The organism is Sphingopyxis sp. YR583, assembly GCF_900108295.1.
Lineage (GTDB): Bacteria > Pseudomonadota > Alphaproteobacteria > Sphingomonadales > Sphingomonadaceae > Sphingopyxis.
The window spans coordinates 157,964-181,585 of sequence record NZ_FNWK01000004.1 but is presented as its reverse complement, the minus strand read 5'-3'; the positions used below and the strand labels follow the sequence as shown (position 1 = coordinate 181,585).

Genomic DNA, 23,622 nt, shown 5'->3' with positions numbered 1-23,622 from the left:
GGACTTGATCCGGGGTCCACGATGCCACCGCTGAATGGATGCCGGATCAAGTCCGGCATGACGAAGAAGGAGAGACAAGATCGTGCGTATCCTCCTCACCAACGACGACGGCTATCACGCGCCCGGCATGGCGGTGCTCGAAGCGATCGCGCGGCAGCTTTCGGACGATATATGGGTCTGCGCGCCGGCCGAAGAACAATCGGGCGCCGGCCACTCGCTCACTCTCTCGCGCCCCGTCCGCATCCGCCAGCATGGCGAGCGCCGCTGGTCGTGCAGCGGCACGCCGACCGATTCGGTGATGATGGCGATCGGCAAGCTGATGCCCGAAAAGCCCGATCTGATCCTCTCGGGGGTCAACCGCGGCGCCAACCTCGGCGACGATGTCACCTATTCGGGCACCGTGTCGGCGGCGATCGAGGGCGCCCTTGCGGGTATCCGCTCGATCGCGCTCAGTCAGGTTTATGCCAAGGAAGGCATGGGCGACAGCGTGCCGTTCGAAGCCGCCGAGACGTGGGGCGCCAAAGTGCTGCGCCCGCTGCTCGACATGGAGATGGCGCCGCGCACGCTGATCAACATCAACTTCCCCGCGATCCCGGCGTCCGACGTACAGGGCATCCGCGTCACGCGTCAGGGCTTCCACGACTATGGCCGCGGTTCGATCGTCGAGGGCACCGACCCGCGCGGCTATCGCTATTACTGGTTCGGCCTCCACGGCATCGAACACAGCCTTGGCCACGACAGCGACCTCGAGGCGATCGACGACAATTTCATCTCGGTGACCCCGCTCCAGCTCGACCTGACGCATGATGCCTCGCTCGCCGCGCTGCGCGGCGCCTACGGCGGCTGAACGCCTAATTCCGTATCGTAACGAGACAGAAGCCTAGCCACCGTCCTTTTGCTTTGGCAAAGGAGGCCAATGGGGGATTTCAGGCATCATCTTGCGGCTTTACTCTGCGCCGCATCGCTCGCCGGCTGCATTCCGGCGACATCCGCACCGCCTTCGCGGCCCGCTCCGACGGAACCGCCCACCCCTGAACGCGGCGCGCCCGGCGAAGCGGCGGGCGTCTATGAACGCCCGACCTGGGCGCTCAAAACGGTCACGGCCAATGCCGTCCGCGTGAATGCGGGCATCTATTCGGTCCGCCCCGGCGACACGCTGCGCGCGGTCGGCGAGAAGACCGGCGCAGGCTCCGAAGCGCTCGCGATCGAGAATGACCTCGTGCCGCCCTATACGCTGCGCTTCGGGCAGGAACTCCGCATCCCGGCGGGCCTCTATCACCGCGTCGGCGCGGGCGAGACTGGTATCGCGATCGCCGCCGCCTATGGCGTCGATTGGGGCGAGATCATCACGGTCAATGCGCTGTCCGAACCCTATATATTGCGCGTCGGCCAGCGGCTTCGTCTGCCCAACGACGCGCGCGCGCTGCCGCCGGGGCCGGTCGATGTCGGCGCGCGCGCCGGCGCCTTCCGCCTCGACATCGACGATATATTGACCGGCAGCCAGCCCGCACTCGCCGAGGCCGCGCGGCCGGCCGCGGGCACAGCGGCACCGCGCCAGCCGGTGACGACCGCAATCGCCGAACCCGCCGCATTCGCCGGCCGTTTCGAATGGCCGCTCAACGGGCCGATATTAGCGCGCTTCGGCCCCCTCGCATCGGGCAGGGTCAGCGACGGGATCAACATCGCCGCCGCCGCGGGCACCCCGATCCGCGCGGCCGCGGGGGGCGTGGTCACCTATGCCGGCGATCAGGTCGGGACTTATGGCGGGCTGATCCTGATCAACCATGGTGGCGGTTGGGTCAGCGCCTATGGGCACGCCGGCCGGATCGACGTGAAGCGCGGGCAGAGCGTCCGCATCGGCGACGTCATCGGCCGCGCCGGCGCGACGGGTCAGGTCCAGACGTCGCAACTCCATTTCCAGCTGCGTAAAAATCGCATACCAGTCGACCCGATGAAGCAATTGCCGCCCCGATGAGCAAACGCCCGTCAGACAGGCTGAAGATGCAACATATCTTCCGCCCCCTGAAACGCGCGAGCAATTGGCCGATCTGGGCCGATGTCATCACGCGGCTCGGCGTCGCTTTTTTCCTGATCGCGATCGTCGTGCTCGTCCACTGGATCGACCGCGCGGGGCTGAAGGACAGTCACGACGGCCAGATCAGCTTCCTCGACGTCGTCTATTTCACGATGATCTCGGTCACCACAACGGGCTTTGGCGACATCGCGCCGGTGTCGGACCGCTCGCGGCTGATCGAGGCGGTGATCGTCACCCCGATCCGCATCATGGTGCTCTTCATCTTCGTCGGCACCGCCTATAATTTCGTCCTCAAACGCACATGGGAAAAATGGCGCATGGCCCGCATCCAGGCAAAGCTCACCAACCATATCGTCGTGCTCGGCTATGGCATCAGCGGCAGCGAAGCGGTCAGGGAACTGATCGCGCGCGGCACCGACCCCGCGTGCATCGTCGTGATCGACCAGTCGGGACCGCGAATTGCCGAGGCCGAAGCGGCCGGCTGCAACGTTCTGCAGGGCGATGCGTCGAACGACGACACGTTGATCGACGTCCAGATCGCGAGGGCGCAATCGGTCCTCGTCTCGGCGGGACGCGACGACACCTCGATCCTGATGGTCCTGACCGTCCGCCACCTTGCCCCGAAGGTTCCGATCAGCGTCGTCATCCGCGCGCAAGACAATGAACTGCTCGCGCGGCAGGCGGGCGCGAACAACGTCATAAACCCCGTCAGCTTTACCGGGCTGCTGCTCGCCGGGTCGGCACAGGGCGCGCACATCGCCGATTATATGGCCGACCTCGCAGGCATCGGCGGACGGGTCCAGCTACGCGAACGCGCGGTGGCGGCCGAAGAGGTCGGGCGCAGTCTCGACCAGCTGGCAAGCGGCGGACGCGGCCTGCGCATCTATCGCGCGGGCAAACCCTACGGCTTCTGGGAACCCGAAGCGCAGCAACTCCAGCACGGCGACCAGATCGTCGAGGTGATCAACTGCGAGGAATGCGAAGCCAGCGTGCCGGGGCGTTAACCCCGCCAGTATAGCCAGCCAGCCCAGAGCCAGCCGATGATCAGCAGCGTGCCCCCGATCGGCGTCACCGCGCCCAGCCACCGCGGCCCGCCAAGCGCCATCGCATAGAGGGTGACGGCAAACAGCGCGGCGCCGACGAGCAGCATGATCGCGGGTCCGCGCGCGACCCCCATGATCGCGATTGCCGCGACGGCATGGATCAGCTGGTACAGCCCGCCCGTCCGCAGCCATTCGGCCTCCTGCGGCCCCGACGCACCATGCGCGCCGAACGCGCCCGCCGCCACTGCAACCGCCGCCGAAATCGCTGCCAATGCGCCGATCATCTATCGTCTTCCTTCCTGCCCCGGGTTGCTGCGCTCCATGCGCCAGCGCGCGACGCGTGACAAGCTAGGCAAAATGCCCTATGGGCGCCGCCAATCATGACAGTCAAAACGCTCCCCACCCAGCCGAAGGTCGGCATGGTTTCGCTCGGCTGCCCCAAGGCCTTGGTCGACAGCGAACGGATTCTGACCAAGCTCCGCGCCGACGGCTATGGCCTGTCGCCCGATTATGCGGGCGCCGACGTGGTGCTCGTCAACACCTGCGGCTTCCTCGACTCGGCCAAGGAAGAAAGCCTCGAGGCGATCGGCGAAGCGATGGCCGAGAATGGCCGCGTCATCGTCACCGGCTGCATGGGCAATGAGGCCGAGGTCATCCGCGCCCGCTTCCCGAACGTGCTCGCGGTCACCGGCGCGCATCAATATGAGCAGGTCGTCGATGCCGTCCACGATGCCGCGCCGCCGACGCAGGGCCCGTTCATCGACCTCGTCCCCGAGGGCGGACTGAAGCTCACGCCGCGCCATTACAGCTACCTCAAGATCTCGGAAGGCTGCAACCACAGCTGCTCCTTCTGCATCATCCCGGATCTGCGCGGTAAACTCGTCAGCCGCCGCATCGACGCGGTGCTGCGCGAGGCCGAAAAGCTCGTCGCCGCCGGGACCAAGGAATTGCTGGTCATCAGCCAAGACACCTCGGCCTATGGCGTCGATATCCGTCACGACCCGCGCCAATGGCACGGCCGCGAGGTGCGCGCGCACATGACCGACCTCGCGCGCGAACTCGGCCAATTGAAGACCAACGAAGGCCGTGCCCCGTGGGTGCGCCTCCACTATGTCTATCCCTATCCGCACGTCGACGCGGTCATCCCGCTGATGGCCGAGGGACTGCTGACGCCCTATCTCGACATCCCCTTCCAGCATGCGGCGCCGAGCGTCCTCAAGCGCATGAAGCGCCCCGCGAACGAGGCGAAGGTTCTCGAACGCCTCAAGAACTGGCGTTCGATCGCCCCCGACATCTCGATCCGATCGAGCTTCGTCGTCGGCTTCCCCGGCGAGACGGAGGAAGATTTCCAGTATCTTCTCGACTGGCTCGACGAAGCTCAGCTCGACCGCGTCGGCGCCTTCCGCTTCGAACCCGTCGCGGGCGCGCAGGCGAATGCGCTCGACAATCCGGTGCCCGAAGAGGTCAAGGAAGAGCGCTATCAGCGCATCATGGCGAAGACCGCCGCGATCAGCGCTGCGAAGCTCGAAGCCAAGATCGGCCGCACGCTTCCTGTGATCATCGACGAAGTCGGCGAAGCAGACGAAGAGGGCAGCATCGGCGCCACCGGCCGCAGCCAGGCCGACGCGCCCGAAATCGACGGCCATGTTTATCTGCGCGACGTCGCGGCGACCCTCAAACCCGGCGATGTCGTCGACGTCGAAATCGAGGACGCCGACGAGCATGACCTGTTCGGGGTGGTCAGCGCCTAATCGCCTGCGGCCCCCGCGCCGCTGGCAGCCAATTCGGCCCGCCGCTTTCCGAACAGGGGCGCGAAGCGCGCGGGAATGGCGCGCGCGACCTTCCGGAAGGCGGCGTCGACATCCTTGCGCGAACGCATCCGCTCCGAAAGGCTAGGTAACACCGACGCGGTGTAGAACAGGTCGAACTCGGGCCCCTGCAAGGCTTCGACCATTTCTCCGGCTTTCGCCGGATCCTTCAGTTCCGCGATCACCAGCGCCGCGACCTTGTCTTCCTCCTTCGCGCATAGCAGTGCCTCGGCCGCTACGCGGGGTGCTTCGTCGATATTGGCATCGACCTCCTGAAGGATCGGGACGAACTCGGCGGCCCGCCCGAGTGCGGCGAGGGCACATATCCGGTCGCGCCGCACGAGCATCCTCGCATAGCCGCTGCCGCTTTTTTCGGCGATCCCTGCAGCCAGCTCGGCGGCCGCCAGCCCTTTCTCGAACCGGCCAAGGTCGACCAGTCGCGAGCCACGATTGATGACGAAGCTGACCAGCCAGCCCTTGTCCTTCGCGTCGAAGGGGATTGCCGCGAGCTGGTCGAACAGCGCCTCGGCATCGTCCGGTCGTCCCAAGGCATCGAGGGCATAAGCCTCGACATTGAGCGCCCACGCCATATCCTCGTCGATCTCTGCCATCTTGCCCGGCGGCGGCCGCTTGGCCTCGACAAGGTCGACGACTTCGCTGAACTGTCCCGCCCGAAGATAGGCATGCGCCAATTTCTGGAGCAGTTCGCTATCGCCGGGCGCGGATTCATACTTCGCGGCCGCCTCTGCCACCGCCGCATTCAAAAGGAGGTGCAGATTGTCGCCGGCCTGTGCCTCAAGTCGCGGCCAGAGGGGAGCGTAACGCCGGTCGCCCAACGCCGAGAGCATCGTGTAGGGATTGCGGACATTCCCGACCAATACCGCAGCTTTATCAACGCTCCCTCCCTCGACCTCGGCTGCGAACAGAGCCGACAATAGCCCTTCCCGGTCGTCATCGGTCAACTTCCCGAGCCTCGGTTCTTCGGTCAGGTCGCGCAGCAGCTTCAATCGCTCGGCGGGCCGCCCCGCAACCGCGAAAGCACGGCCGAGCTCCCACAGCTCCCTGGATTCCAGCTTGGATGCCGTGCCCGGCTCGATCGCATCGATATGTTCGAGCAATCGGGTCGAGGCGTCGGGCAGTGCTCCCGCCAATCGTGCGATCGAGGCCGTATAGAGCGGTGGCAGCTTCTCGCGCGCGCGTTCGAGATATTTTACCTGCCGATACGCGACGTCCCAGTGTCGCTGCTGGATCGCACATTCAAGTTCTGCGCCGGAACGCGCGATGGACACCTGCTTGTCGGCACCGCCGCGTGTTTCGATCTGCGACAACAGCGGGACGAAGAAGCCGCAATAGTCGTCATCCTGCCGCTCGATCGCCGCACCATAAGCGGCCCATAACTCCGTATCGCTAGCGCCGGTAAAATCGAAACGCGGCTTTGCAGGCGCGCCTTCCTGCGCCGAGGCACTCGCGACAAAAGCCAACATGCCGAACGCCAACCCCGCACGCCGCATTTCTTTTCCTCCCCTGCTCCGCCCCCTGAATGGAGGGCTAGCAAAGCGGCGCGCGCATGCAAGGGCGCAAATGGGATTGTAAAACGTAGAAACCATTCATGCAAACCCGGCCTTCTCACGGCGAGCAAGGAACGGCTTAACATCTGCGATGTTATGGATATGAATATCGCATCAGGGGCACCATATGCGTTCTCTCGGACTTGTCTTCACAACCTTGCCGCTGGCGCTCGCCATAACCGCCTGCGACCGCAAGACCGAGGTCGAGGCGCCGCCCCGCGCCACCGACAGCGCCCCCTCACCGACCCAGACGTCGCTTATCGCGGTGCCGATCAACGCCAGCACCACCTCGCTCAAACAGGCGCTTGAACGTGCCGTGCCGCGCACGCTCTGGACGATCAACCGGCACGAGCGCGCCTGCGTACAGCCGCAACGGGTCAAGGTCTTCGGCAAGAAGGTCAAGGTGACGCCGCCGATCGCCTGTACGATCGTCGGGCAAGTGACGCGCGGGCCGCTGCGGCTGCGCGGCGAAGGCAGCGAGATCGTCGTCGATGTTCCCATCCATGCAACGATCAGCGCGCGCGACGTGGGCGGTGTATTGAAAGGTGAAACCGCGACCGGCGCCGCGATGGCGCATGCCCGCGTTCGCATCGACCTGACCTCCGACTGGCGGACGCAGGGCAAGGCGCGCATCACCTATGGCTGGACCAAGGCGCCGGGGATCGATTTTCTCGGCAAGCGGATCACCTTCACGGACGAAGCAGACGCGAAGCTGAAACCCGTCGTGGCGGGGGTCGAACGCGAAGTGAACCGCGAAATCGCCAAGCTCGACATTCGCAGGCAGGCGGCCGACATCTGGCGGCAGAGCTTCACCGCGCTCGAGCTCAATCACGAGAATCCGCCGGTGTGGATGCGCGTCACACCACAGCGTATCCTCTATGGCGGCTACCGGGTCGACGGGCAGCGCATCAATCTCAATCTCGGTCTGGAGGCCGTGACCGAAACCTTCGTCTCCGGCCGGCCCGCCGATCCTGCACCCACACCGCTTCCGCGCCTCGTCCGCCAAGCGCCGAAACCGCATCTCGACGTCCGCGTTCCCGTGATTGCCGATTATGCGCAGCTCCAGCCCGTCGTCGACCGGGCGCTTGCCAAGCGGTCGCTGCGACCCTTCGAGCTGCCCAAGGTCGGACCGATGATGGTGAAGTTCGGCAAATCGACCATCTATGGCGCGGAAGGCGGCCGGATCGCGGTCGGCGTCGATGTCGATGCCAAGCTCGAAATCCGCTCGGGCGAGCCGACGCGCGGGCGCATCTGGATGACCGCGATCCCGGCGAACAAGCCCGGATCGGCCGAGGTCCATTTCACCGACCTTGTCATCAATGGCGACACCGACGGCGTCGGCGGCGACCTCCTCATCCTCCTCGGCCGCAGCGACGGTTTCGCGCCCTTGATCGCCGAAGCGCTGACGCAGAATTTCACCCGTGATCTCGGCGAACTACAGGGCAAGATCAAACGCGCGGTCGACCAGCGGCGCGAGGGCGCATTTGTTATCCGCACGCGCATCGACAGTTTCGAGACTGGCGAAATCAAGGCCTATGGCAACGGCCTCTACCTGCCGGTTCGAATGGTCGGCGGGGCAAGCGTCGATTATCGCCCGCGATGACGCCGGCAACGAAAGGTTTAAAGATGCGGTTGAATTTGGTCCCCGGCCTTCTTGCCTTCACCCTGCTGCTCTGCCCTGCAATCCTGCGGGCAGAGGCTCCAGCCCAACCCGGCACGACGGAAAGGGGCATCTGGATCGGAAACCTCGACCTCTGCCGCGCGGGGCCGGTCAAGGCGACGGCGAGTATCGAGACCTTAAGTGGTCTTCCCATCGTAAACATCGTGCTGCCCGCGGCGATGCGCGATGCACTGACCGAACTGACCGCCGCCAACATCGGCAAACCGCTAGCGATCCGCGTCGATGGCCGGATCGTCAGCGAACCGCATGTTAACGAACCGATCTTGGGCGGCCAGCTCCAGATTTCGGGTGTCGATCAGGCTGAAGCCGACCGGATCGCCGCGGCCTTGCAAAGCTGCTCTGCCGAAACGGCTAGAACAGCCGCGTGATCCCGTAAAAGGCGGCTGCGACGATCGCGCTCGCCGGGATGGTGATGAACCACGCCGCGACGACATTGCCCGCCACGCCCCAGCGCACCGCGCTCGCGCGGCGGGCGACGCCGGCGCCGATGATGCTGCCGGTGATCGTGTGAGTCGTCGACACGGGAATGCCAAGCAGGCTGGCGGTGAACACCATGATCGAGCCGCCGGTCGAAGCGGCGAAGCCCTGATGATGCGACAGCTTGGTGATGCGGCCGCCCATCGTCTCGATGATCTTCCACCCGCCCGACAGCGTACCGAGCGCGATCGCGATGTAGCAGCTGAACGCGACCCAGTGCGGCACGTGAAATTCGCCGCCGAGATAGCCGGTCGAATAGAGGAGCACGGTGATGATCCCCATCGTCTTTTGGGCATCGTTCAAACCATGGCTGAGCGAATAGGCAGCCGACGAAAAGAGATGGAGATGGCGGAAGGTCTTTTCCGCGAAACTAGCGGTCGCGCGGCGTAACGCCCAGCTGCTGACCAGCATCACGATCATCGCGAGCATCATGCCGAGCATCGGCGACAGGAAGATCGCGATGACGGTCTTGTTGAGCCCGGTCCACTCGATCCCCTCGAACCCCGCATGGGCAACACCCGCGCCGACGATGCCGCCCACAAGCGCGTGGCTGGACGACGACGGGATACCCTTGAGCCAGGTGACGACGTTCCAGAACATTGCGCCGACCAGCGCGCCGAACACGACCGCGGGAGTCACCAGATCCTTGTCGATGATCCCCTTGCCTATCGTTTCCGCAACCTTGTGCAGTTCGGGAAAGATGATCGACAGGAAATAGGCGGCGAAGTTGAAGAAGGCAGCAAACAGCACCGCCTGCACCGGGCGCAGCAGGCGCGTCGCAACGACCGTCGCGATGCTGTTCGCTGCATCGTGCAGGCCATTTAGGAAGTCGAACGCAAGCGCGAGGATGACGAGGCCGACGAGGAGCGGGAAAGCGAGTTCGTGCATGGTGGGCGCCCCCGCTTAAGCGTGGTCGATGACCAGACCGTCGATTTCGTTCGCGACATCCTCGAAACTGTCGGTGACGCGTTCGAGATGACGGTAGAGTTCGCGTCCGATCAGGAAGCGGGCGCTATTATTCGACTGCCCATGTTCCTTGAACAGGCGCTTGAGTCCCGCGGCATGGATTTCGTCGGCATGGCCTTCCATCCGTACCAACCGTTCGGTCAGTTCATGCAGGCGCGCCGCATTCGCCGAAATATTGCGCAGCAGCGGCAGCGCCTCGGCGGTCAGGCGCGCCGCATCGACGATGATACCGCCGATGTCGCGCATCTCGGGCTCGAATTCGGTCACGTCATACAGGTCGACCGCACCTGCGGTCTTCTGCATCTCGTCGATCGCATCGTCCATCGAGGCGATCAGGTCGGTGATCGCGCTGCGGTCGAACGGGGTCAGGAAGGTGCGGCGGACGGTCTGGAGCACTTCGCGGGTGATCGCGTCGGCGTCATGCTCGCGCTCGATGATTTCCTGGACATGGTCGGCCATGCCCTCGCCGCCCTGCAGCATGCGCGACAGCGCGTTCGCCCCTGCGACGAGCGTCGCGGCATGGCTTTCGAACAGCTCGAAGAAATTTCCCTGTCGCGGCAGCAAACGCTGAAACCATGCGAACATCCAGCTAACCCCTGTCTTGTCTGCTACGTTATGGACGACGCTGCGCGGCTGCGCGACGGCGCGGAAACCGCCGTCGCCGAACGAGCGGATCAGCGCCTGCAAATCGGGCTCTTCCACGGCCGACGCGGCGTCGCGGAACGAGAACCATTTGCGGTCGCGTTCGTCCATTTCCTTCCAGTCGTCGAGTTCGTTCGTCACCGCGAGCGGGAACACCTCGACATTATACATGATCGACGCGCCATTCGCGCGGCGCTTGCGATATTCATAGCTGCCGATCGGCGTCGGACAGACCGCGCCGATCACGCCCGCTTCTTCTTCGGCTTCGATCGCCGCCGCGGCATGGCGCGTGATGCCGTTCAGCGGATTGCCCTTTGGCACCACCCAGCGTTTCGTCTCGCGCGACGTGATCAGCAGGATTTCGGTCGGGCCATCCTGCGCCGGGCCGCCGAATCGATAGGGAAGAACCGCGATCTGGCGCATGAAGATCAATCCTTTCCTATAGTTGATACGGCATCATGGCCGGACGATTACAATTGGGTTTCGCCCCTATGACAATAATGTGACAGCCACAAGGGAGGCCGTCCGATCGCACCCATACTTTCACCACTGTCAATTCGATTGCAAAATGCAACGCGGTGCGTAAGCTGACCCACAAATAGAAATGGGAGACGAGAGCATGGCAGGCACGGCGACGATGGAACGCCCCGCAGACGCGAAGGCTGCACCGGTCGATCAGGATGTGCTGATCGTCGGCGCGGGGATTTCGGGCATCGGCATGGCCGTGCATTTACAGATGAATTCTCCCGACCGCAGCTTCGGCCTCGTCGAGCGCCGCGAACAATTGGGCGGCACCTGGGATCTCTTTCGCTATCCCGGCATCCGTTCGGACAGCGACATGCACACGCTCGGTTTCGTCTTCGAACCGTGGAAGCATGAAAAGTCGATCGCCGACGGCCCGTCGATCCTCGAATATCTGAATCGCATCGTCGACGAACGCCATATTCGCGAGCGCATCCGCTTCGACAGCAAGGTCGTCGGCGCCGACTGGGACAGCAGCGCCGCGCGCTGGACCGTGACGATGGAAGACAGCAAGGGCGCAAGGTCGACGACCACCGCGCGCTGGCTTTACCTCGGCTCGGGCTATTATGATTATGACGAGCCCTTCGACGCCCAGTTCGCAGGACGCGAGGATTTCCAGGGTCAGATCATCCACCCGCAATTCTGGCCGAAGGATCTCGACTACAAAGGCAAGAAAGTCGTGGTGATCGGATCGGGCGCCACGGCCGTGACGATCGTCCCGTCGATGAAGGAAGCTGCGCACGTCACGATGCTGCAGCGCACCCCGACCTGGTATTTCATCCGTCCAGCCAAGGACGCGTTCGCCAACTTCCTCCGCAAATTCTTGCCCGAAGGACTGGCGTACAAGATCACCCGCTTCAAGAACGTCCGCCTGCAAGACCTCGCCTTCCGGCGCGCGCGCGAAAAGCCCGAAAAGGTCAAGGAATTCCTGACCAAGAAGCTTCAGGAGAGCCTCGGCGACCGCTATGATGCAAAGGCCTTCACACCGCCTTACAACCCGTGGGACCAGCGCCTCTGCCTCGTCCCCGATGCCGATTTCTTCGAAGCGATGAAGGCCGACCGGGCGTCGGTCGTGACCGATCATATCGAGAAGTTCGACGCGACCGGCATCCAGCTCAAATCGGGCCAGCATCTCGACGCCGATATCATCGTCACCGCGACGGGCCTCAAGCTCGCGGTCGCTGGTAAGATTCCGGTGCGCGTCGACGGCGCGCCGGTCGATTGGCACGACCATTTCTATTACAAGGCATGCATGTTCTCGAACGTGCCGAACTTCTCGGCCGTCTTCGGCTATCTCAATGCCAGCTGGACGCTGCGCGCCGATATCGTGTCCGAATATGTCTGCCGCGTGCTCAACCATATGCGCGATACGGGCACGACGGTTGCAACCCCCGCCCTTGCCGATCCGTCGAGCCTCGAAGAGGAAAATGTCTTCGACTTCTCGTCGGGCTACATCCAGCGCTCGCTGCACATCATGCCGAAAAGCACGGTCGCGCTGCCCTGGCGGCTCAGCCAGAATTATGTGCAGGATCGGATCGACATGCGCACCGGCGCGATCGCCGATGGCGTGTTGAGCTTCAGCAATGCCCGCGCGGTTGCCGCTGCGCCCGCGGAGCTCGAAGCCGCGGAATAGGAGATCGGACAGCCCGCTCCAGCTTGACCTTGGTCGATCTTCTGGAGAAATGCTCGAGGCGTTTTACGCCCACGCGATCTACCAGGCTCTTAGACGTGCCTTCCCTCAACGGATGGGAAGGAAGTCGCGCGCGAATTCGTCTTTCACGGCTTTGACCAGCGCGCCGGTCACCGGCACGTTGATCTTGTAGCTTCCCTCGGCATAAGCGCCGATCTCATAGGGCGCGATCCCGATGGTCATGCGGTCGAGGTAGCGGCCGTCCGAAGAGCCGAGCCACACGGTTTGCGCGGACGCCGGCGGGCATTTTGCGAAAACGCTGTCTGGCGCCTCGTCTACCGCCATGCCTTTCGCGGCTTTCGCGCGCTTGATTGCCGCGCAAAACGGATCGCGGATCGCCGCGTCGAACGCTTCGCCGCTCTGAAACAGGTCGAGCGGCTTCAACTGCTTGCGGCGATTGCGATCCCATATCAGCGTATCGAACGTCTGCATCCCATGCGCGCCGCCGGCATAGGTCTCGATCTCGGCCGAGAGGCTGAGGAACCGTGGCGTTTCCGTCACGCGCTGCCAAGCCTGACGATGACTATGCGCACGATAGGGAAATCCCTCCTTTTCGGCCGCCGTCCTGTCGCGCTCCGCTGCGGCCACCAGCGCCGCGCGCTTCGCCGCCCGGTCGCTGTCGAGCGCCTTGGCGAGTTCGGGGATCTGAGCGGCTTCCTTGGGATAGGCGTAGACGAACTCGATCAACTCGTTGCTTTCGGTGACGTTTGACGCGGGCGCGCCTTTTGCAGCCTCGTCAGCCGCCGCTTGTGGAGGTGCCCCCGGCACCGACGCGGCCGCCACTTTTTCCGCCTTCGTCGGCTTGTCGTCGGAACAGCCCGCCAGCAACAGCGCGCCGGCAAGAAACGAAGTGGCCTTTCGCCAGGGTGTGTAGATCGTCATGCCGACATAACGCCGGGAATCGACAAAATATCCCGAGCGGCCTAGCACCCGTGCATGACCGACTATTCCGACCTGATCCAGCCCGACAAGGGGCAGGACGCGCGCTCGATCCACCTCGTCGACAAGAAGGGCTATGACGAATGGCTTAAGGGCCGCAGCGCGCGCGAACGCGCACATCTTGCTGCGGTCGGCTTCAAGCCCGATGCCTTTGTCCACGCAATCCTGCCGGGCGACGATCCCGAAAAATGGGCTGTCGTGACCACCGTCGCCAATGTCGAGAGCCTGTCGGCCTGGTGCCTCGCCAAGCTGGGACAAATCCTGCCCGAAGGTCGCTATCGCGTCGAAGGCCAGCAGCCCGGAAAGGCACTGTTCGGCTGGATGAGCGCACAATATCGCTTCGACACCTATAAATCGAACCCGCCGACCAAAGGGCCGCGCGTGCTCTTGACCACCGACGTCGGTTCCATTGCGCCGATGGTTGCCGAAGTGCGCGCGACCGCCCTTGTCCGCGACATGGTAAACACTCCCGCCGCAGATATGGGGCCGGCGGCAATCGAGAAAGCCGCAGAACGCATCGCCAAGGCGCACGGCGGCAAGCTCACCGTCACCAAGGGCGAGGCGCTCGAGCAGGGCTATCCGATGATCCACGCGGTCGGGCGCGCCGCGGCCAAGCATCATGCGCCGCGCCTGATCGAGATCGAATGGGGCAAGGACGATCATCCGCGTGTCGCTTTCGTCGGCAAGGGGATCAGCTTCGACAGCGGCGGTCTCGATATCAAGCCGGCGGCCGGCATGCGGCTGATGAAAAAGGACATGGGCGGCGCGGCGCACGTGCTGGCGCTCGCCGAACTGGTCATGGCATCCGGCCTGCCGGTGCGCCTCCACTGCCTCGTCGCCGCAGCCGAGAATGCGATTTCTGCCGACGCCTTCCGTCCCGGCGACGTTCTGAAGAGCCGCAAGGGCCTGACGGTCGAAATCGGAAACACCGATGCCGAGGGGCGGCTCGTGCTCGGCGACGCGCTGGCGAAGGCCGGCGAAGCGAAACCCGAACTGATCGTCGATTTCGCGACATTGACCGGGGCAGCCCGCGTCGCTCTCGGCCCCGATCTGCCACCGCTGTTCGCCAACGACGATGCGCTCGCCGACGCGATGCTCTCGGCAGGGACGGATCGCGACGATCCGCTTTGGCGGATGCCGCTGTGGGACGGCTATGCCGACCTGCTCGAAACCGACATCGCCGATCTCGGCAATGCTGGGAGTTCACCCTTCGCCGGGTCGATCACCGCCGCACTGTTTCTCAAGCGCTTCATCCCCGACGGGACGGCATGGGCGCATCTCGACACCTTCGCCTGGCGCCCGTCTGCGAAGCCGGGGCGACCCAAAGGCGGTGCCGCGCTGGGGCTTCGCGCCGCTTGGGCGATGCTGCAGTCGCGCTACGACCGGCGCGGGAAAACCTGAACATTCTTGATAAAGAGGGGGCTGCTGGTCTAATGGCGCGCGATTGTCCGCACCGCGCGGAACCCAGTTTTTTACAGGACGGCAAGTGACAGCAGAAAGTGGCGATAATTCAGCGGCAAACCGCGTGCGCATGGGTCGCCCCGGCGCCGCTGGCGCGGGCCGCGATCGCTTTGGCCTGACCGGCACGTCGCAAAGCTTCGATCCGCGCGTCGTCGCGATCCGTCCCGACCTTGCCGATATTGCCGTCGCTGGAACGCATTTCGCGCCCCATTATGCCGCGCCGATGATGCGCAGCGGCGTGCTGCCTGCTGCGTCGCTGCGCGCCTCGCCGTCGGTCGACGCCGACCAGACGAGCGAGCTGCTGTTCGGCGAGGGCTTCGCCTTGCTCGACCTGACTGGCGGCTGGGCGTGGGGTTATTGCCTTGCCGATCATTATGTCGGCTATCTCGCCGCCGAGGCGCTTGCCGCGCCGATCGCGCCGACGCACCGCGTCGCGATGATCGAAGCGATGCTGCACAGCGCACCCGACGCCGCGAGCGGCGGCCCCGCCGTCCTGCCGCGCGGATCGCTGGTGATGGGCGAGCCCGAAGGCGAATGGCTTGCAACCTCGCACGGTTATCTGCCGCTCGCTTCGCTTGTCGAAGTCGGCACGGAGGACAGCGACCCCGCCGAACTCGCCGAACAGATGATCGGCACGTCCTATCTATGGGGCGGACGCACCGCCAAGGGGATCGACTGTTCGGGTCTCGTCCAGCTTGTATGGGCAGCAGCGGGAATAGAGTTACCCCGCGACAGCGACCTGCAACTGGCATCGCTCGGCGCCGACAAGGATGTCGATCCGGCGGCGCTCGCACGCGGCGACCTCGTCTTCTTCCCCGGGCATGTCGGTATCATGGCTGACAGCCAGACCATCATCCACGCCAGCCGACGATGGAACGCAGTGAATAGCGAACCGCTGGCCGACGTGATCGCGCGTTCGGTGGCGAAAGGGAATGATGTGCCGGTCTCCGGCTATAAACGACTGCGGTAAAATCATGACAAAAACGGTCTTCATCGACGGCGCGGCGGGAACGACGGGCCTGGAAATTGCCGAGCGGCTTGCTGGACGGAACGAGTTCGCGCTGATCACCCTGCCCGACGCCGAGCGCAAGGACGCTGCACGCCGCGCCGAGGCGCTGAACGGCGCCGATTTCGTGATCCTCTGCCTACCCGACGCCGCGGCGATCGAGGCGGTCGCGATGATCCGCAACGACAGCACGAAAGTCATCGACGCATCGACGGCGCACCGCGTCGCCCCCGACTGGGCCTACGGATTTCCCGAACTGAGCGCGGGACAGCGCGAAGCGATCGCCGCTTCGACGCGCCTCAGCAATCCCGGCTGTTATCCGACGGGCTTTCTCGCGCTCGTCGCACCGCTGGTCGCAGCAGGGATATTGCCGACAGACGCGCGGCTCAGCATCAACGCGGTGTCGGGTTATTCGGGCGGCGGCAAGGAATTGATCGCGCGCTTCGAGGCCGAGCCCGATATCGGCTTCCGCAGCTATGGTCTGTCGCTGAACCACAAGCATGTCCCTGAAATGCAGCGGGGCGCGGGCCTGATGCACCCGCCCTTGTTCGCGCCGGCCGTCGTCCCCGTCTATCGCGGCATGCTCGTCGAGGTGCCGCTGAGCTTCGACGCACCGACCGCCGATGCGGCGTTCGATGCACTCGCCGCCCATTTCGAGGGCTCACCGCTCGTATCGGTGCGGCGCGGCGACGAGAGCGAATTGCTCCTCAGTCAGAAGGACGAAGCGACCGACCGGATGGAGCTGACGCTCTTTTCCGATCCTGCCGGTCGCCAATTGCGCCTCGTCGCGCGGCTCGACAATCTGGGCAAGGGCGCGAGCGGCGCCTGCGTCCAGAATCTCAACATCATGGCGGGATTGCCCGAAACCTCGGGATTGCGACTCTAGATCCTAGTGGACGGTATCGAGGATATCCTCGACCGACAAATAGGTGATCAGCCGTTCGATCTGGCGCCAGCGCGCGAAATGGATGTGATTGCCCAGCACGCGATATTGCTCCGCCCTCGCGGCGGCGGCAAAACCTGCCTCCTCGCCATGCATGCTGATCAGCGCATGGGCATCCTCGACCGCGGCGCGATCGGTCAGAAAGGGGGCGGGCAGATTCATGTCGTTCCTGGTCCGTTAGATCGTGCCCCAACTCCTAGCGCCCGCCCCTCACCGCCTCGTTCCCAACCGTGATGAACGATCGGGTAAGGTTAATTGCGGGACCGCCACGGTTAACCTTGACGTGCCGATGCAACCCCTTTGACGCCGCGCGTCGCCCGTGTAGACAGGCATCATGCGCAAGATCCTGAAATATGCCGCCCTCGCCCTTTTGCTGCTGCTGATCGTCGGTGGCATCACGCTATACATCATGTCGCGGCCCGATGTGGCGCGCTTCTCGACCGCCGAACTCAGCGGCCGCGTACCTGTGATGGCGTCGCAAAAGACCGAGACCTTCCCGACGGTCAACGTGCCCGAGGCGACAAGCTGGCCCGCCGGACAGGCGCCACGCGCCGCGCAGGGACTTGCGGTCGCGCGCTTTGCCGAAGGGCTCGATCATCCGCGAACGATGCTGGTGCTTCCCAACGGCGATGTGCTCGTGGCGGAATCGCAGAGCCCGCCGCGCAAGGATGGCGGCGTGCAGGGTGCGGTGATGAAGTCGCTGATGGGCAAGGGCGGCGCAGGCCGCAAACCTTCGGCGAACCGGATCAGCCTGCTCCGCGACACCGACGGCGACGGCAAGGCCGAAGTAAAGACCGCCTATATCACCGGACTCAACTCACCCTATGGCATGGCGCTGGTCGGCAGCACGCTCTATGTCGCGAACACCGACGCGCTGCTCGCCTTCCCCTATGTCGCCGGCGAGACAAAGATGAGCGGCAAGCCCAAGAAGCTCGTCGACCTGCCGGCAAAAGGCACCAACCGTCATTGGACCAAAAGCCTTGCCGTCGCACCCAACGGATGGCTCTATATCGGCGTCGGCGCCGACTCCAATATCGGCGAAGCCGGCATGAACCGCGAATTCCGCCGTGCCAGCGTGCTCGAAGTGCGTCCCGAAAATGGATATATGCGCACCTTCGCCGCGGGCATCCGGAACCCCGTCGGCCTCAATTTCTATCCCGGCAGCGACCGGATGTGGACGGTGGTCAACGAACGCGACATGCTCGGCAGTGACCTTGTTCCGGATTATCTGACCGATGTCACCGAAGGCGATTTCTATGGCTGGCCCTGGTATTATTGGGGCGGCTATGTCGATCCACGCGTCGAGCCCGAAGCCGAGGATCGCCGGCAATATGTCAAGCGTCCCGAATATGGTCTCGGCGCCCACACCGCGCCGCTGGGCTTCACCTTTACGCAGGGCCTCGACCTTGGCGAGCGCTGGGCGAACGGTGCGCTGATCGCCCGCCACGGATCGTGGAACCGCGAACCCGTTACCGGCTATGACGTCGTGTTCGTCAAGTTCGGCGCCAACGGCAAACCGGTCGACGCGCTTCCGGTCACCCTGCTCGACCAGTTCCTCGGCAAGGACGGCAAGACGACCCGTGGCCGCCCCGCCGACGTCAAGGTCGCCAAGGACGGCAGCGCGCTGGTTGCCGACGACACCGGCGGCGTGATCTGGCGGGTCGCGAAGGCCGGATAAGAAAAGGCCCCGCAAACGCGGGGCCTTTTTTCGTTTGGCGATGTAGCGGTCGTCAGACCCGCATCGGCATCAGCACATAGAGCGCTGGGCTCTTCTCGCTTTCGCGGATCAGCGTCGGGGCGTTCGCGTCGGCGAGGTGGAGTTCGACGGTATCGCCGTCAACCTGGCCTAGGATATCGCTGAGGTAGCGGGCGTTAAAGCCGATCTCCATCGTGTCGCTGTCATAGGCGGCAGCGACCTCTTCAGCAGCCGTGCCGTTTTCGGGGCTGGTCACGCTCAGCGTGATGCGGTCCTTGTCGAGCCCGACCTTGACCGCGCGGGTCTTTTCGCTGGCAATTGTCGAGACGCGGTCGACGCCCTGATAGAGGCTCTTCGGATCGACCTTGAGCAGCTTGTCGTTCGCAGTCGGAATGACGCGGCTGTAATCGGGGAAGGTTCCGTCGATCAGCTTCGAGGTCAGGATCGCATTGCCAAGCTGGAAACGGACCTTGCTTGCCGACAGGCTGATCTCGACGTTACCCTCGGCCTCGTCGAGCAGCTTGCGGATTTCCGTGACGCATTTGCGCGGCACGATGACGTCGGGCATCGACGAGGCGCCGTCGGGGCGCGTGACAGTGTAGCGCGCGAGGCGGTGGCCGTCGGTCGCCGCGGCCTTCAGCACCGGACCCGACGCGTCCTCTGCGACGTGCAGGAAGATGCCGTTGAGATAGTAACGCGTTTCCTCGGTCGAGATCGCGAAGCGCGTCTTGTCGATGATCTGGATCAGTTCGGCGACGGGCAGCTCGAAATTGGTCGGCAGGTCACCCTCGGCGATCACGGGAAAATCGTCGCGCGGCAGCGTCGGCAGGTTGAAGTTCGACCGGCCGGCCTTGACCTGCATCTTGCCTTCGGCCGCGGCGAGGCTGACTTCCGATCCCTCGGGAAGCTTGCGCGCGATTTCGAAGAGCGTGTGCGCCGACACGGTGGTGGTTCCGGGCGTTTCAACCTTGGCCGCGATCGTTTCGACGACCTGCAGATCGAGGTCGGTCGCCATCAGCTTGAGCTGGCCCGACGCATCGGCTTCGATCAGCACGTTCGAGAGGATCGGGATCGTATTGCGCCGTTCGACCACCGACTGGACGTGGCCGAGGCTCTTCAACAACACTGCGCGTTCGATCGTCGCTTTCATTCTTAATCCGCCATCCTGCGTGCTTCTCGGGAAAAGTCCCTTGGGGACAGACCATCGGAGGCGATTCGCACCCCGATTCTGGCCCCTGAAAATGTCCACCTTCCTTAACGCACAGGGCGGCGCGTGCAAGCCATGCTTGCAAAGCATCCCCAATCGCGCGAACGAGGCGCAATGCGGCGGTGGGCCTTCCTTTTCTTGATGCTGGCGGCGGTGCCGGCCGTGGCAGTTGCCTCCGGCCCGACCGCGCTCGGCATTTTCGAGGGCTGGGGCGCGTTCCGCGATCCAGCGACGCCGCGTTGCTATGCACTCGCCGCACCGTCGGCGACGATCGGCAAGCCGCAGGTGAAAGGCTATGCCAGCGTCGGCTATTGGCCGAAGTCGCGCATACGCGGGCAATTTTACGTCCGATTGTCGAAAGCGCGCGCGCCGGACCGCGAACTGCGACTGACGATCGGCAGCCGCCGCTTCATCCTGACCGGCAATGGCGCGCATGGCTGGGCGAGCGACGCGCGGATGGATGCCGCAATCGTCGCCGCGATGCGGTCCGCGCCAAGCATGAGCGTCGAAAGCGGGACCGCAACGGGCGGCGCAATCGCAGACACCTATCGTTTGCGCGGCGCCGCGACCGCCATCGATGCGGCAGCACTGGGATGCGCAAAGCTGCGCTGAGACAATTTCGGGAAATGGCGGAAAACTGCGCAACTTCACTCGCGATTCGCGTTTCGGTTTCTCTTTCGTCATCCCGGACCTGATCCGGGATTCATGCGAGACATCGGCCGAAGCTGGACCCCGGATCAAGTCTCACGAGCCAGGTGTCTCGTTCGAGGGTGACGAAAAATGGGGAAACCGGATTTTCACGAAACGGCGGAAAACCGCGCAACTTCATTCGCAAATCGCCCTTCCCCGCGCGCGGTCGCGAGCGCGGAAGAGCGGCTGTATCGGTTAGCAGGAAAGATGCGTCGCACGTCATCGCGGCGCAGGCTAGATCGGCGCCATATTGTAGGACAGCAATTTCGGAACGGACGGATGCGATGAAGACAATCGGCCTGATCGGCGGTTTGAGCTGGGAAAGCTCGGCGCAATATTACCGGCTGCTCAACGAAGGCGTGCGGACGCGGCTGGGCGGGCTGCATTCGGCGCGCATCCTGTTGTTGTCGCTCGATTTCGCGCCCATCGCCGAATTGCAGGCGAGCGGCGACTGGGGTGTGCTCGACGCGCAGATGGCGGACGCCGCCCGGTCGCTGACGGCGGGCGGCGCCGAACTGCTGCTGATCTGTGCGAATACGATGCATCTGTGCGCCGAGGCGGTCGAGGCGGCGACACCGGTACCGCTGCTCCACATTGCCGACCCCGCCATTGCCGCAGTCAAGGCGGCGGGCTTTTCGCGCGTCGGACTGCTCGGCACGGCCTTCACGATGGAAAAGCCCTTCTACACCGCGCGCATGGCGGCGGCGGGCATCGAAGCGATGATCCCCGGCGACGCCGACCGTGCGATCGTCCACCGCATCATCTATGACGAGCTGGTGCGGGGCGTCATCCGCGACGCATCGCGCGACGAATATCGCCGGATCATCGCCGCGCTCATCGCCGACGGCGCCGAAGCGATCGTCCTTGGCTGTACCGAAATCATGCTGCTGGTCGGCGAGAAAGATAGCGCGGTGCCGCTGTTCGACACGCTTGGGCTGCACGTCGATGCGGCGGTCGAGGTGGCAATGGCGCCCTAACTGCGCGCGAGCTTCGTCAATTCGGCGGCGAGGAAATCGAGGACGATCCGCACGCGGGGGACATGGCGCAGCCGCTCGTGGGTGAGCAGCCACAGGCCGGTCGTGTCCTCGCTCTTGGGCGGGATGCAGCGGATCAGGCCAGGCTCGCGCTCGGCAATGAAGGCGGGCAGGATCGTCAGGCCCATGCCATGTCGCACCCCCGCGAGCAGGCCTGTGCCGGTGTCATATTTCATAACCACCGAGTCCTCGAGCCCGAATTGGCGTAGCCAGGCCTGATAAGGTTCCCACACCCCGCCGCCGCCGCCAATGAAGGGATGCGTCGCAAGCTCCTCGCGGGTGTGCGGAATGCCGTGAAGATCGGCGTAGTCGCGGCTGCAGTAGACGGTCCACGGATTGTCGGCGACGCGCCGCCCGACCAGACCCGCGCCGGTGGGCTGTTTGCTGCTGCGGATCGCGATGTCCGCCGCTCCCGCCGCAAGATCACGCGGCTCGTCGGATGTATCGAGATGGATATGGATCCCGGGATGCGCGGCGCGAAGATCGCGCAGGATCGGCGGCAGGATCGTCACCGCAAAGATTTCCATGGTCGTCAGGCTGACGGTGCCGCCCGCATCGCGCGACCGCGCCCCTGCTGCTTCCCCAAAGCGGTCCGCGGCATCTTTGACAGCGAGCGCGCTTGCAAGCATCGCCTCGCCCACCGGGGTCAGCGCATAACCCGCCTGCCGCCGCTCGAAGAGATTGAGCCCGGTCGCTTCCTCCAGCGCAGCGATGCGCCGCGCGACCGTCGTCTGGCTGACGCGCATCGACTGCGCCGCCGATAAGGTGCTGCCGGTCTCGGCAACGGCCAGAAAGGCCTTGAGGTCGTTCCAATCATACATGCCGTCTTGTGCGACATAATCGCCCCCGCCTCATTCTGCAATTTTGCAGAATGGCCGCGCAACATCGTTGCTCCCGCGGCTCGCGCCGACCGATTATCTGCTTCTCCACCGGCTTCCTCCCCTCCTCTTCAGCCGGCCGAAGGAGATACAAGATGCAAAAGCTTCTGATCCTCGCCGCCCTTGCTGCCGTATCGATCGGCCAGCCTGTTTCGGCGCAGACCGCCCCCGCGAACCCAACCGTGGCCGTGGCGCACAAAGACCTCGACCTCCGCACCGAAGCGGGCATCAAGGCGCTCGACCGCCGTATCTGGCGCGCCGTCGTCGAAGTGTGCGGAACTGCCCCCGATTTCGACATCGCGGGCAAGAATGATGTGCGGCAGTGCCGCCGCGATACGCTGCGCGTCGCTTCTGCGCAGGCCGATGTGGTGGTTGCCAGCGCATCGCGCGACCAGCTGATCCAGGTCAGCTCGATCCGCAACTGACCGGCGGACCCAAGTTGCAGGGCCCGCCAAAGCCGGGGCCATGATTCGGGCACGGTCATGGCTCCGGCTTGCTATTGGGTTGCTGCGGCATTGGGGTGGTTAGTTGACCTGTCCGCCCGGCGAGGTGAACGGAGGAGGAATATCCGTTGCAATGCCAAATTTAGCGCTCAAATGGATCGGCAACGCGTCCGCCAACTGCTTGCATTCAAGCTCCGATAGCGCTGGAAATACCAGATAGACAAAACCCTGGCCGTCTCGTTCGATCTCTGGCTCGAATCCCCGCTCGTTTACATAAGCGATGGCTTCCACTTCACTCTCGGGAATTACAGCAAATCTGATTGAGGTTTTTCGGGTCATTCATTCAGTGTGCCATTGGCTTCAAACGTCCGCAATCGGTCGAAACCGGCCGGGCCGGATTGCTCGCCCCTACCCTCGCGCGTCGAACGCCATCCGCGCCCTTGCCACCCGTTCCAGATTGGCCTCCGCCCAGACCCACACCCCGCAAAAGGCTTCGCCGAGGCTGTGGCCGAGGTCGGTCAGGCAATATTCGACTTTCGGCGGGACGACCGGGTACACCGTCCGCACAAGCAAGCCATCGCGCTCCATCTGGCGCAGCGTCTGCGTCAGCATCTTCTGGCTGATGCCCGGAACGCGGCGCGACAATTCGGTGAAGCGGCAGGTTCCATGATCCTCCAGCTCTTCCAGAACGAGTAGGGTCCATTTGTCGGCGACTCGGCCGACGAGTTCGTTGACGAGCGTTTCGACGCGCGGATCGACGGGCGCGTGCGGATCGTAGGCGATTTTTTCGGGCGTGGGCATGGCGGAAATTCCAAATCTCTCTTTTGGGTAACTATGGCACTTTCAGGTGCCTTCTTTATTTTGGAGAGTATAGGGGTATCTGGGCCTTCTCA

General features: G+C 64.2%; 24 protein-coding genes. 14 read left to right on the top strand and 10 right to left on the bottom strand.

The annotated features are described in order from the left end of the window. Positions 1-82 precede the first annotated feature (82 nt). From surE to BLW56_RS18205, 3 genes are all read left to right on the top strand, one after another. The gene (gene surE / locus BLW56_RS18215) at positions 83-847 is read left to right on the top strand and encodes a 5'/3'-nucleotidase SurE (protein ID WP_093512383.1); all 765 of its coding nucleotides are present in this window, start codon (positions 83-85) and stop codon (positions 845-847) included. A gap of 69 nt (positions 848-916) precedes the next feature. Continuing rightward, the gene (locus BLW56_RS18210; protein ID WP_093512382.1) at positions 917-1,975 is read left to right on the top strand and encodes a M23 family metallopeptidase; all 1,059 of its coding nucleotides are present in this window, start codon (positions 917-919) and stop codon (positions 1,973-1,975) included. Next, on the top strand, positions 1,972-3,039 hold the full coding sequence (locus BLW56_RS18205) for a potassium channel family protein (protein WP_093512380.1): 1,068 nt from the start codon (positions 1,972-1,974) through the stop codon (positions 3,037-3,039). Before BLW56_RS18210 ends, BLW56_RS18205 begins: the two co-directional genes overlap by 4 nt. Here BLW56_RS18205 and BLW56_RS18200 read toward each other — a convergent pair. Beyond that, positions 3,036-3,362, bottom strand: coding sequence for a DUF423 domain-containing protein (locus BLW56_RS18200; RefSeq protein ID WP_093512378.1), 327 nt, complete (start codon positions 3,360-3,362; stop codon positions 3,036-3,038). The two genes, BLW56_RS18205 and BLW56_RS18200, sit on opposite strands and share 4 nt — an antisense overlap. A gap of 96 nt (positions 3,363-3,458) precedes the next feature. On the opposite strand from BLW56_RS18200, the gene rimO reads away from it, so the two are divergent. Further along, complete coding sequence (gene rimO / locus BLW56_RS18195) at positions 3,459-4,829, top strand: 30S ribosomal protein S12 methylthiotransferase RimO (protein WP_093512376.1); 1,371 nt, start codon at positions 3,459-3,461, stop codon at positions 4,827-4,829. Here the strand turns inward: rimO and BLW56_RS18190 are convergent. Then, the gene (locus tag BLW56_RS18190; RefSeq protein ID WP_143043506.1) at positions 4,826-6,370 is read right to left on the bottom strand and encodes a hypothetical protein; all 1,545 of its coding nucleotides are present in this window, start codon (positions 6,368-6,370) and stop codon (positions 4,826-4,828) included. The two genes, rimO and BLW56_RS18190, sit on opposite strands and share 4 nt — an antisense overlap. Positions 6,371-6,581: 211 nt before the next feature. On the opposite strand from BLW56_RS18190, the gene BLW56_RS18185 reads away from it, so the two are divergent. Both BLW56_RS18185 and BLW56_RS18180 read left to right on the top strand, forming a co-directional pair. Next, positions 6,582-8,057, top strand: a complete 1,476-nt coding sequence (locus BLW56_RS18185; RefSeq protein ID WP_093512372.1) for a DUF4403 family protein — start codon at positions 6,582-6,584, stop codon at positions 8,055-8,057. A 23-nt stretch (positions 8,058-8,080) separates the two neighbouring features. Next, the gene (locus tag BLW56_RS18180) at positions 8,081-8,503 is read left to right on the top strand and encodes a SecDF P1 head subdomain-containing protein (RefSeq protein ID WP_093512371.1); all 423 of its coding nucleotides are present in this window, start codon (positions 8,081-8,083) and stop codon (positions 8,501-8,503) included. Here the strand turns inward: BLW56_RS18180 and BLW56_RS18175 are convergent. Continuing rightward, positions 8,487-9,500 (bottom strand): inorganic phosphate transporter, encoded by a 1,014-nt coding sequence (locus BLW56_RS18175; protein WP_093512369.1) that lies wholly within the window; start codon positions 9,498-9,500, stop codon positions 8,487-8,489. The two genes, BLW56_RS18180 and BLW56_RS18175, sit on opposite strands and share 17 nt — an antisense overlap. Positions 9,501-9,515: 15 nt before the next feature. Further along, positions 9,516-10,643: a DUF47 family protein gene (locus tag BLW56_RS18170; RefSeq protein WP_143043505.1), complete on the bottom strand. Its 1,128-nt coding sequence runs from the start codon at positions 10,641-10,643 to the stop codon at positions 9,516-9,518. Between the two features lie 196 nt (positions 10,644-10,839). On the opposite strand from BLW56_RS18170, the gene BLW56_RS18165 reads away from it, so the two are divergent. Next, positions 10,840-12,375, top strand: coding sequence for a flavin-containing monooxygenase (locus BLW56_RS18165; protein ID WP_256203650.1), 1,536 nt, complete (start codon positions 10,840-10,842; stop codon positions 12,373-12,375). A 105-nt stretch (positions 12,376-12,480) separates the two neighbouring features. Here BLW56_RS18165 and BLW56_RS18160 read toward each other — a convergent pair whose 3' ends face one another. After that, the gene (locus BLW56_RS18160) at positions 12,481-13,314 is read right to left on the bottom strand and encodes a DUF4163 domain-containing protein (protein ID WP_093512368.1); all 834 of its coding nucleotides are present in this window, start codon (positions 13,312-13,314) and stop codon (positions 12,481-12,483) included. A 54-nt stretch (positions 13,315-13,368) separates the two neighbouring features. Between BLW56_RS18160 and BLW56_RS18155 the strand changes: the two genes are divergently transcribed. From BLW56_RS18155 to argC, 3 genes are all read left to right on the top strand, one after another. After that, the gene (locus BLW56_RS18155; RefSeq protein ID WP_093512366.1) at positions 13,369-14,772 is read left to right on the top strand and encodes a leucyl aminopeptidase family protein; all 1,404 of its coding nucleotides are present in this window, start codon (positions 13,369-13,371) and stop codon (positions 14,770-14,772) included. Between the two features lie 85 nt (positions 14,773-14,857). Continuing rightward, complete coding sequence (locus BLW56_RS18150) at positions 14,858-15,802, top strand: C40 family peptidase (protein WP_256203647.1); 945 nt, start codon at positions 14,858-14,860, stop codon at positions 15,800-15,802. Between the two features lie 4 nt (positions 15,803-15,806). Further along, positions 15,807-16,724 carry an N-acetyl-gamma-glutamyl-phosphate reductase gene (gene argC, locus BLW56_RS18145; protein ID WP_093512362.1) on the top strand — a complete coding sequence of 306 codons (918 nt, stop codon included), beginning with the start codon at positions 15,807-15,809 and terminating at the stop codon, positions 16,722-16,724. Positions 16,725-16,727: 3 nt separating this feature from the next. On the opposite strand, the gene BLW56_RS18140 is transcribed toward argC, so the two are convergent. Next, complete coding sequence (locus tag BLW56_RS18140) at positions 16,728-16,943, bottom strand: hypothetical protein (protein ID WP_093512360.1); 216 nt, start codon at positions 16,941-16,943, stop codon at positions 16,728-16,730. A gap of 172 nt (positions 16,944-17,115) precedes the next feature. Between BLW56_RS18140 and BLW56_RS18135 the strand changes: the two genes are divergently transcribed. Next, entirely contained in the window at positions 17,116-18,459 is a 1,344-nt protein-coding gene (locus tag BLW56_RS18135) for a PQQ-dependent sugar dehydrogenase (protein WP_093512358.1), read from the top strand. Positions 18,460-18,511: 52 nt separating this feature from the next. On the opposite strand, the gene dnaN is transcribed toward BLW56_RS18135, so the two are convergent. Further along, positions 18,512-19,627, bottom strand: coding sequence for a DNA polymerase III subunit beta (gene dnaN / locus BLW56_RS18130; RefSeq protein ID WP_093512356.1), 1,116 nt, complete (start codon positions 19,625-19,627; stop codon positions 18,512-18,514). 171 nt (positions 19,628-19,798) lie between these two features. On the opposite strand from dnaN, the gene BLW56_RS18125 reads away from it, so the two are divergent. Next, complete coding sequence (locus BLW56_RS18125; protein WP_093512613.1) at positions 19,799-20,296, top strand: hypothetical protein; 498 nt, start codon at positions 19,799-19,801, stop codon at positions 20,294-20,296. A 362-nt stretch (positions 20,297-20,658) separates the two neighbouring features. Further along, on the top strand, positions 20,659-21,351 hold the full coding sequence (locus BLW56_RS18120; protein WP_093512354.1) for an aspartate/glutamate racemase family protein: 693 nt from the start codon (positions 20,659-20,661) through the stop codon (positions 21,349-21,351). On the opposite strand, the gene BLW56_RS18115 is transcribed toward BLW56_RS18120, so the two are convergent. After that, entirely contained in the window at positions 21,348-22,229 is an 882-nt protein-coding gene (locus tag BLW56_RS18115; protein ID WP_093512352.1) for a LysR family transcriptional regulator, read from the bottom strand. The genes BLW56_RS18120 and BLW56_RS18115 overlap by 4 nt on opposite strands. Positions 22,230-22,381: 152 nt before the next feature. Between BLW56_RS18115 and BLW56_RS18110 the strand changes: the two genes are divergently transcribed. After that, positions 22,382-22,711, top strand: coding sequence for a UrcA family protein (locus tag BLW56_RS18110; protein WP_093512350.1), 330 nt, complete (start codon positions 22,382-22,384; stop codon positions 22,709-22,711). A 99-nt stretch (positions 22,712-22,810) separates the two neighbouring features. Here the strand turns inward: BLW56_RS18110 and BLW56_RS18105 are convergent, their stop codons facing one another. Both BLW56_RS18105 and BLW56_RS18100 read right to left on the bottom strand, forming a co-directional pair. Beyond that, on the bottom strand, positions 22,811-23,068 hold the full coding sequence (locus BLW56_RS18105; protein WP_093512348.1) for a hypothetical protein: 258 nt from the start codon (positions 23,066-23,068) through the stop codon (positions 22,811-22,813). Positions 23,069-23,137: 69 nt separating this feature from the next. Beyond that, complete coding sequence (locus tag BLW56_RS18100) at positions 23,138-23,530, bottom strand: winged helix-turn-helix transcriptional regulator (protein ID WP_093512346.1); 393 nt, start codon at positions 23,528-23,530, stop codon at positions 23,138-23,140. Positions 23,531-23,622 lie beyond the last annotated feature (92 nt).